General features: G+C 68.3%; 6 protein-coding genes and 2 pseudogenes. 4 read left to right on the forward strand and 4 right to left on the reverse strand.

Features of this window, described 5'->3' with window-relative positions; all coding sequences use genetic code 11:
- Positions 1 to 247: 247 nt before the first annotated feature.
- Positions 248 to 1,393 (forward strand): annotated as a pseudogene (locus tag CV1CTNOD_RS02175) (IS1634 family transposase); the annotation flags it as partial.
- Between the two features lie 1,066 nt (positions 1,394 to 2,459).
- Here CV1CTNOD_RS02175 and CV1CTNOD_RS02180 read toward each other — a convergent pair.
- Positions 2,460 to 2,588: pseudogene (locus CV1CTNOD_RS02180) on the reverse strand (IS6 family transposase); the annotation flags it as partial.
- Positions 2,589 to 3,032: 444 nt separating this feature from the next.
- On the opposite strand from CV1CTNOD_RS02180, the gene CV1CTNOD_RS02185 reads away from it, so the two are divergent.
- Entirely contained in the window at positions 3,033 to 3,599 is a 567-nt protein-coding gene (locus CV1CTNOD_RS02185; protein ID WP_131784501.1) for a Uma2 family endonuclease, read from the forward strand.
- Between the two features lie 580 nt (positions 3,600 to 4,179).
- Here the strand turns inward: CV1CTNOD_RS02185 and CV1CTNOD_RS02190 are convergent.
- On the reverse strand, positions 4,180 to 5,112 hold the full coding sequence (locus CV1CTNOD_RS02190) for an oxidoreductase (RefSeq protein ID WP_131784502.1): 933 nt from the start codon (positions 5,110 to 5,112) through the stop codon (positions 4,180 to 4,182).
- An 81-nt stretch (positions 5,113 to 5,193) separates the two neighbouring features.
- On the opposite strand from CV1CTNOD_RS02190, the gene CV1CTNOD_RS02195 reads away from it, so the two are divergent.
- Positions 5,194 to 5,808 carry a TetR family transcriptional regulator gene (locus CV1CTNOD_RS02195; RefSeq protein WP_131784503.1) on the forward strand — a complete coding sequence of 205 codons (615 nt, stop codon included), beginning with the start codon at positions 5,194 to 5,196 and terminating at the stop codon, positions 5,806 to 5,808.
- A gap of 348 nt (positions 5,809 to 6,156) precedes the next feature.
- Here the strand turns inward: CV1CTNOD_RS02195 and CV1CTNOD_RS02200 are convergent, their stop codons facing one another.
- Positions 6,157 to 6,555 (reverse strand): type II toxin-antitoxin system VapC family toxin, encoded by a 399-nt coding sequence (locus tag CV1CTNOD_RS02200; protein WP_207386131.1) that lies wholly within the window; start codon positions 6,553 to 6,555, stop codon positions 6,157 to 6,159.
- Between the two features lie 10 nt (positions 6,556 to 6,565).
- On the reverse strand, positions 6,566 to 6,763 hold the full coding sequence (locus CV1CTNOD_RS02205) for a hypothetical protein (RefSeq protein WP_131784504.1): 198 nt from the start codon (positions 6,761 to 6,763) through the stop codon (positions 6,566 to 6,568).
- Here CV1CTNOD_RS02205 and CV1CTNOD_RS25330 point away from each other — a divergent pair.
- Positions 6,762 to 6,923 carry a hypothetical protein gene (locus CV1CTNOD_RS25330; protein ID WP_207386132.1) on the forward strand — a complete coding sequence of 54 codons (162 nt, stop codon included), beginning with the start codon at positions 6,762 to 6,764 and terminating at the stop codon, positions 6,921 to 6,923. The two genes, CV1CTNOD_RS02205 and CV1CTNOD_RS25330, sit on opposite strands and share 2 nt — an antisense overlap.
- Positions 6,924 to 7,087 lie beyond the last annotated feature (164 nt).

A 7,087-nucleotide genomic window follows, 5' to 3' on the forward strand; every position in this document is an offset into this window, starting at 1 on the left:
GGCGAGAAGTGGACCGTCCTGGAGATCTTCGGGATCGAGCCGGACGCGCTCACCGACGACCGGTGTGGCCGGGCGTTGGAGGCGCTGGCCGAGCAGGCTGACGCCGTCGTCGGCGCGATCGCCGCGCGGGCGATCGCGGTGTTCGGCCTCGACGTCTCCGAGATCCACTGGGACCTGACCAGCATGTCCGTGTGCGGGGCCTACGACCGGGCCGACCCCGCCTACGCGACCCCCGAAGCCCGGCCACCCGAAGGACCACCGCTTCGACCTCAAGCAGGTACAGGCCGGCTTCGCGACCTGCGCCGACGGCGCGGTCTCGCTGCTGACCCGCGTCTACGACGGCGGCGCCGCCGAGGTCTCGCAGGTCGAGGGCGCGTTGCGGGCCCTGCGCGAGCGCGCCGGGCCGCGCCGGTTCCTGCTCGTCGGCGACAGCACGCTCGTCTCCTACACGAACCTGACCGCGATCGACGCGGCCGGCGCCACCTTCGTCGCCCCGGCCCCGCGGACCATCGTCGGGCTGGCCGCGCTCGCGGCGCACGACCCGGCCACCGCGACGATCGTCGACTGGGCGCCCCAGCGCGAGAAAGACAAGCTGTTCCACCAGCGCGACGTCCACCGGGTCGTCGAGGGATCCACGACCCTGCGCGGCCCGAAGGCCACCGACCCGCCGGTCACGACGCGCACCGTGTACTCCCACTCGGCCCGCCGCGCCACGGCGTCCGCGGCCAACCGGCAGAAACAGATCGACAAGGCCCGCGCCGCGCTCGTCGTGCTGCACCGCAACCTCGGCACCCCCTACTACCGTGACGAGGCCGCCGTCCACGCCCGCGTCGAGAAGATCACCAGCGGGTGTCGGGTCAGGGCGTGGCTGCGCACCCATCTCGACACCAACCCCGACACCGGCAAACCGCTGCTGACCTGGTTCTTCGACGAGGACGCGCTGCAACTGGCGGCGAAGGCCGACGGCTGGTTCGCGCTCCTGACGAACCAGAGCGTCGAGGAGAAGGACGCCGCCGGGGTCTTCGTCGACTACAAGGGCCAAGAAGCCTCCGAACGGCGCAACAGCGCGTTCAAGGGCCCCCTCGCGGTCAACCCGTTCTACCTGGAGAACAACCAGCGGATCCACGGGCTGCTGCACGTCGTCGGCCTGGCGCTGCTGCTGTTCTCGCTGATCGAGCGCGAGGCCCGCCGCGCCGCCGGCCCGACCGGGACGGTCGCCGGCCTCTACGCCCGCCGCCCGGCCAAGCCCACCGGCCGGCTCATCCTCGAAGCCCTCGCCGACCTGCGCCTCGTGCCCGCACGCGACGGCCAGCCCGCCTACATCCCCCGGCCCACCCCGCTCCAGCAGCGCGTGCTCGACCTCCTCGGAGTCGACCCGACCAAACCCCCGTGATCAAGAAAATGGGCTGGTCAGAGACCTAAACCGAACGTGCGGAGTGCAGGTGGAGCCTCCACCCGCCGGGCGGCTCCGAGGGGCCACAAATCCCTCATCTCCCACACAGCACCGCAGAAGGTAAGGTTTACCTATATAACCTCTCCTTCTGCGTTCGTGGCGCACTTAAACAGCAAGCTCAGACGATCCGGCGAAAACCCGTCGCCCGTCCTCTGGTCGTGGACCGGATCGAGACCGTGACCATGGCCCCCGAGCAGCGACGAAGAGCGGTGGAGGCGCTGGCCAACCTGATCATGCGCGCGGAACAAGCCGGCGCGTTCGCGGCCGAGCGGGACAAGGACCGCTGAAAACCACGGCCACGTCCGCGTGAACACGACCGGGTTCAGCACGCACCTCCGGCTGCCGCCCACAGTCGCACGTCCGCAGCCGCCGTTCACCGGCGCGGGCGAACGCCTCCGGCCTCGTGGCCAGGTGAAGCCGCGTCAGCGTCGCGACCATGCACTCTCCACGGACACCGTACGGCTGCACGCCCGGCGAGCCATGTATGCGCACCAAGTCCGACCCCGTCCCGGACTGATCCGTGATGACGTACCTGCCAGCGCCGGGGACGAGCGCGGCCAGTGCCACAGCACGCCTGCTGTCTACGGGCCGCGCGCTGACCGGACCGCACCACTACCTGCCGTGGTCGATTGCTTCAGAGCCAGGTTGGGCTCGAACCGTTCCCTGAGCGCCCTGACCTACTCGTTCCTGGGCCGCAAACACACCCGACCTATAGGTGAGACCTATTTATGCAGGTCGGATAGTTCGTCACGTTGAGTGGTGGACTTGACGTACCACCATACGAACCGTTTGATCCGGCTTGGTTGAAGCTCCCGAGATCACCGTCCGCCCGGTCGCCACACGGCTGCCGACCAGAGACGATGCCCAGTGAGCGCCGAGACAATCAGGCCAACACGGGTGTCGAACATACGTTTCGCAAACCTGGTAGGACCCGAGCCCACAGCGAACCTCGTGACCGCAACCATGGGGATCGTGGTCGGCCTCACCTTCCCCTCCTCAATGCCTCGTACGACAGCGCAAAGCGCAAGTACGAGCGGACCGCCAGCACTATCATCTCCGGCGGGAACCGGAACCCGGTGAACTCCGCCATCGGAACCGGTGTCAACAACGGCGGACGAGGACGGCAGCGATGCATTACCCGATCATGCCCCGCTGCCAGCCCGGCGGACCGCGGCTTCCGCAGGCTCGACAGGCAGCGTGTTCACTGCCGGCCCCGGCTGACGCGAAGATTCGGGACCGAATCTTCGCGCACCATGGTGCGCCTCGAAGACGGCGCCGCGTTGCTGACCTGCCACAACGAATTCGGTGGTCAGGACGACCGGCCGTAGGGCGATGGTTCGAGTCCCCGGGCCCCGCGGCCTCCCGTCCGGCCCGCGACCGTTGACCACGCGTTGGATCGCCGGGCCGGCAGGCCCGCACGACGTGATCAGCTTTGCTCACCTCGCGCAGCACAAACCGCAGGGGATCCGCTGAAATCGCAGCGAGCAGGCCCCTCGTGGCGTGGAGGGCCTCGGAGAGTGCCCAGTACGATGGGCCAAGGCTGATCCAGACTCGCCGTGCAGGTTCCGGGAGGTGCGTCATGGCCGCGGAGATGGTCGCCCCCGCCTGGATGCACGAGCAGATCACAGCAGAGGAGTACGACTCCTGGTCCGAGGAGCAGTGCGCGGGCATCGAGATCGTGGACGGGATGGTCGTCGTGAGCCCCAGCCCGTCCAAGCGGCACAACCGCGTGGCCCGGATCGTCGCGAATGCTCTGGACGCCGCCGCCGGAGATGACTGGAACGCCGACACGGACATCGACGTCCGGCTGCAGGACGTGCCGCTCACCAATCGTCGTCCGGATGTGGTCGTGTACCGCGCGGACACGATCGACGTCACGCCCACCCGTCCCGAACACGTGCTGCTGGTCGTGGAGGTCGTCTCGCCGGGTTCGGAGACCACCGACAGGATCGTGAAGGCGGACCAGTACGCCAAGGCCGGCATCGCTTTCTACTGGCGGATCGAGCAGGCCGCTACCGGCGTTCCGCTGATCTATGTCTATCTCCTCGACCCGGCGACCAGGGCCTACCGGAACGAGGACGTGTTCACCGGCATGGTCAAGGTCTCGGCTCCCTTCCCAGCGGAGATCGACCTCGGTCAGATCTGACAATCAGTGACATCGAACTCGCCGCGCCCGTCCACGACGCCGTGCGGCTACATCGGCGGAGGCCGCCGAGACGGATGTCGAGAATATCGGAACCGAGTTGCTCGACGGCTCGACCGTAGACCTTGCGGATGTGCCCTACCTGCCCACCGGACCGGCACGGATGACCATCATCGACTCCACCGTAGTCGTCAAACTGCTGACCGGGGTTGCGGGCACGGAAAGCCTCCGTGCCCGGTTCGTCGGCGAAGAGCTGCACGCACCCCCACTGATCGACTACGAGGCGGCCTCCGTCCCAGGGACTCGAAGACGCCTCCGCGGCAGGACATCCCGAGCCATCTCGTGCACCCAACCCAAAGATCGAGCGGTTCGCGCAACGAGATCTTGTGGACCTAACGCAGCAGCATAAGAACCCTTCGATCTTTGTGGAAGGTCCTGAGATCACCGTCCGCCCGGTCGCCACGCGGGCCCTGGCCAGGGGCGATGCTAAGTGAGCGCCAGCGCGGTAACATCATCCACGGACTCGAACACACGTTCCGCGAACCTGGTAGGTCCGGAGGCTGCCAGCCCTCCGGCGACCCCATCAGGTGGCGGGGAACGCGAACCGCACGGCGGTTAGCCGTTCCGACAGCTCCCACAGTCGGTGGCCGGTCTCGGCGTCGGCGGCCGCTGGGGCGATTTGCACCCGTTTCGGTGCGCCGCGCAGTTCGGCCGTGCCGTCCGGCCCGATGAACTGCCCGCCTTCCACATCCGGGGCGGTCGCCGCGTACAGCTGGGGCAGCGCACCCCGGTCCGGGGACTGGGCGAGCGGGGTGAGAATGCGGCCGAACAGCAGCTTCACCAGGCCGACCGGGGCGCTCGTCTGCAGGTTGGTGGAGGTGTAGCCGGGGTGGGCGAGCACGCTGCGCACCGGGCTTCCGGCCGCGGTCAGCCGCCGGTGAAGTTCCCAGCCGAAGACGGCGTTGGCGAACTTCGACTGGTTGTAAAAGCCCATGGGTGAGTACTTGCGCTCGCCGGAGAGGTCGTCGAAGAAGAGGCGTCCCTGCCGGTGGTTGGTCGAACTCATCGTGACCACCCGGGGGTCGTTCCCGTCCGCCAGCAGGTCGAGCAGCAGGCCGGTGAGCGCGAAGTGGCCAAGATGGTTGACGGCGAACTGCAGCTCATGGCCCTGCGCGCTGACTGTCCGAGGTGGCGCCATCACGCCGGCGTTGTTGACGAGTACGTCCAGGCGCGCGCTCTCGGAGCGCAACCGGTCGGCGAAGGCGCGGACCGAGTCCAGATTGGCCAGGTCGAGCTGGCGGACCTCGAGGTGGGCGCCGGGCTGCTCGGCGGTGATCTCCGCGACCGCGCGGTGGCCCTTGGCCTCGTCGCGGACGGCCAGGATCACCTGCGCGCCCTTGTGGGCGAGCGCCCGGGTGGTCGCGAGGCCGAGACCGCTGTTGGCTCCGGTGACGACGAACACCCGCTTGGTCTGGTCCGGAATCTGCTCGGCGGTCCAGCCCTGCTGACTCTTCATGCGACACACGTTGCCCCTGGTGGCATTCGGTGTCAAGGTGCGCCTTGATGTCGCACGCGGCATGGCGTATACCATGGACGAGTGACCACCTGCCCTGACGCGAGCCTGGCCCAGCGCAAGCGTCAGCTCGTCTCGGATGTGCTGACCGAGGCCGCGCTCAACCTGCTGGCCCGGCAAGGGTTCGACGAGGTCACGGTCGACGAGATCGTGGCCGCCGCGGGCGTGTCCAAGCGAACGTTCTTCCGGTACTTCGCGTCCAAGGAGGACGTCGTCGTCCACTTCCTGGCAGAGATGGGCACCGGCATGCGTGCGGAACTGGCGGACCGCCCCGCACGCGAGCCGACGTCGGTGGCGCTGCGGCACACCGTGTGGGTCTCCATCGACGCCTGCGCCGGCCACGGCGACCGAGCGCTGCGCGTGGTGCAGCTGATCCTGGGCACGCCCGCCCTGCGCGCCCGTTTCCTGGAGCACCAGGCCCAGTGGCAAGACGAGCTGGCTTCAGAGGTGGCCCGCCGACTGGCCCTCGATCCCGCGACCGACCTGTACCCGCAACTGGCCGCCGGAATTGCCCTGATCGCCTTCGACACCGTGCTGCGGCGGTGGAGCGACAGCGACGGCGCCGAGGACCCCGCCGCACTCGCCGACCAGGCCTTCGCCGTCATCACATCGGCGCTGGACAACCCCGCATCGACCTGACGGTCGCGCAGCTCCGAGGCTGGCAAAGCCACAACCGCATCGGGAGCGCGCCACCGGAGGAATTGCTCGCGATCGCCGTGATCTGACTGACACACGAACCACCAAGGTCGCCTGGTTCGCGCGACACCGAGATGTGGGGCGGGTGGGACTCGAACTCACGACCGACGGAGTACGAGTTCGGCGGACGCCGCCAGCAGCCCCCGGTCCACCGGCCGGGCTACCAGCCCGTCGGTGAACCGCTCGGCGTAGACATCGGCGACGCGTCACATAAGCCGCGCGTACCGTCCACAGATACGCCGCCTCCGCCACCACCCCTTCCGCATCCGGTGGGTAAGCGGCGTTTATTCCTCACCGAGGATCCGTAGACCGTGATGATCCTTGAAGTAGGCTGTAGTCCTTGAGGTTCAAGGTGGCAAGCGGCAGGTTGTGGGTGAGACAGCGAGCCGCGATCCACATGTCGTTGACCGGGCGGGGCTGTCCTGCCCGTGTGGCGTCCGCGGAGAGCCTGCCCCACATGGCGGCGACTGCCTCGTCGCCGGGCAGCACGGGGATTGCGGAGAGCCAGTCGGCGAGTTCCTGACATCGGCGGCCGCCCCAGGCTCGCAGGTCGGTCCACTTGGTGAGTTCACCGAAGGTCACGAAGGTGATCAGCGGCCGGCGGCCGATCAGGCGAGTTGCCACGGACCCGGTCAGCCTGCGCTTGTGGCTCAGGGAGGCGACGTCGGTGTCAAGGACAACAGGCTGCACGACGACCGGCTCAGGCGACGTCGCGTCGACGCTCGGCGTAGGTGAAGGCGAGGAACGCGTCGAGCTCCTCGTCGGAGTCGAAGGTGTCGGCGGCAAGGTCGTCGAGGGACCGGATGGGCTGGGTGCCCTTGGCGGCCAAGAGCTCCTCGGCAGTGATCTGGGGGCGCAGCGGCGGGTACAGCGGACGATCGGCTTCCGGAGTGCTCATGACGAGGGCCTCCTCGCTGGTGTCTCCGGCTGGCTGCGGGCTGGGCCCATCATACGGCGGTGCGCTGGTCGTCACCCGTGACCGTCTGTTGTCGGACGGGACCGTCACCTTCCCGCACACCGGCGGACGCCGGGCGTCGGAGCCGGCATGGGCAGGCTGAACCATCCCGGTGTGGCCTGGAGCCAAGCTCTGCTTCCGTAGCCCGAGAGGCCCGCTTCACACTCCTATCCATGGTCAATCTCCGAGCCCCACTCAACGTCCGCCAGCTTGAGGTCCTGCGCGGGTCTGTTGCGTTATGGGAAAGCAAGACATGGCGGACCCTGC

The organism is Protofrankia symbiont of Coriaria ruscifolia, from assembly GCF_900634745.1.
Taxonomy (GTDB): domain Bacteria; phylum Actinomycetota; class Actinomycetes; order Frankiales; family Frankiaceae; genus Protofrankia; species Protofrankia californiensis.

Coding starts and splice junctions, on each gene's coding strand:
- CV1CTNOD_RS02185 (WP_131784501.1), top strand. CDS start 3,033: ATGGCCGCGGAGATGGTCGCCCCCGCCTGGATGCACGAGCAGATCACA.
- CV1CTNOD_RS25330 (WP_207386132.1), top strand. CDS start 6,762: ATGACGAGGGCCTCCTCGCTGGTGTCTCCGGCTGGCTGCGGGCTGGGC.
- CV1CTNOD_RS02190 (WP_131784502.1), bottom strand. CDS start 5,112: ATGAAGAGTCAGCAGGGCTGGACCGCCGAGCAGATTCCGGACCAGACC.
- CV1CTNOD_RS02205 (WP_131784504.1), bottom strand. CDS start 6,763: ATGAGCACTCCGGAAGCCGATCGTCCGCTGTACCCGCCGCTGCGCCCC.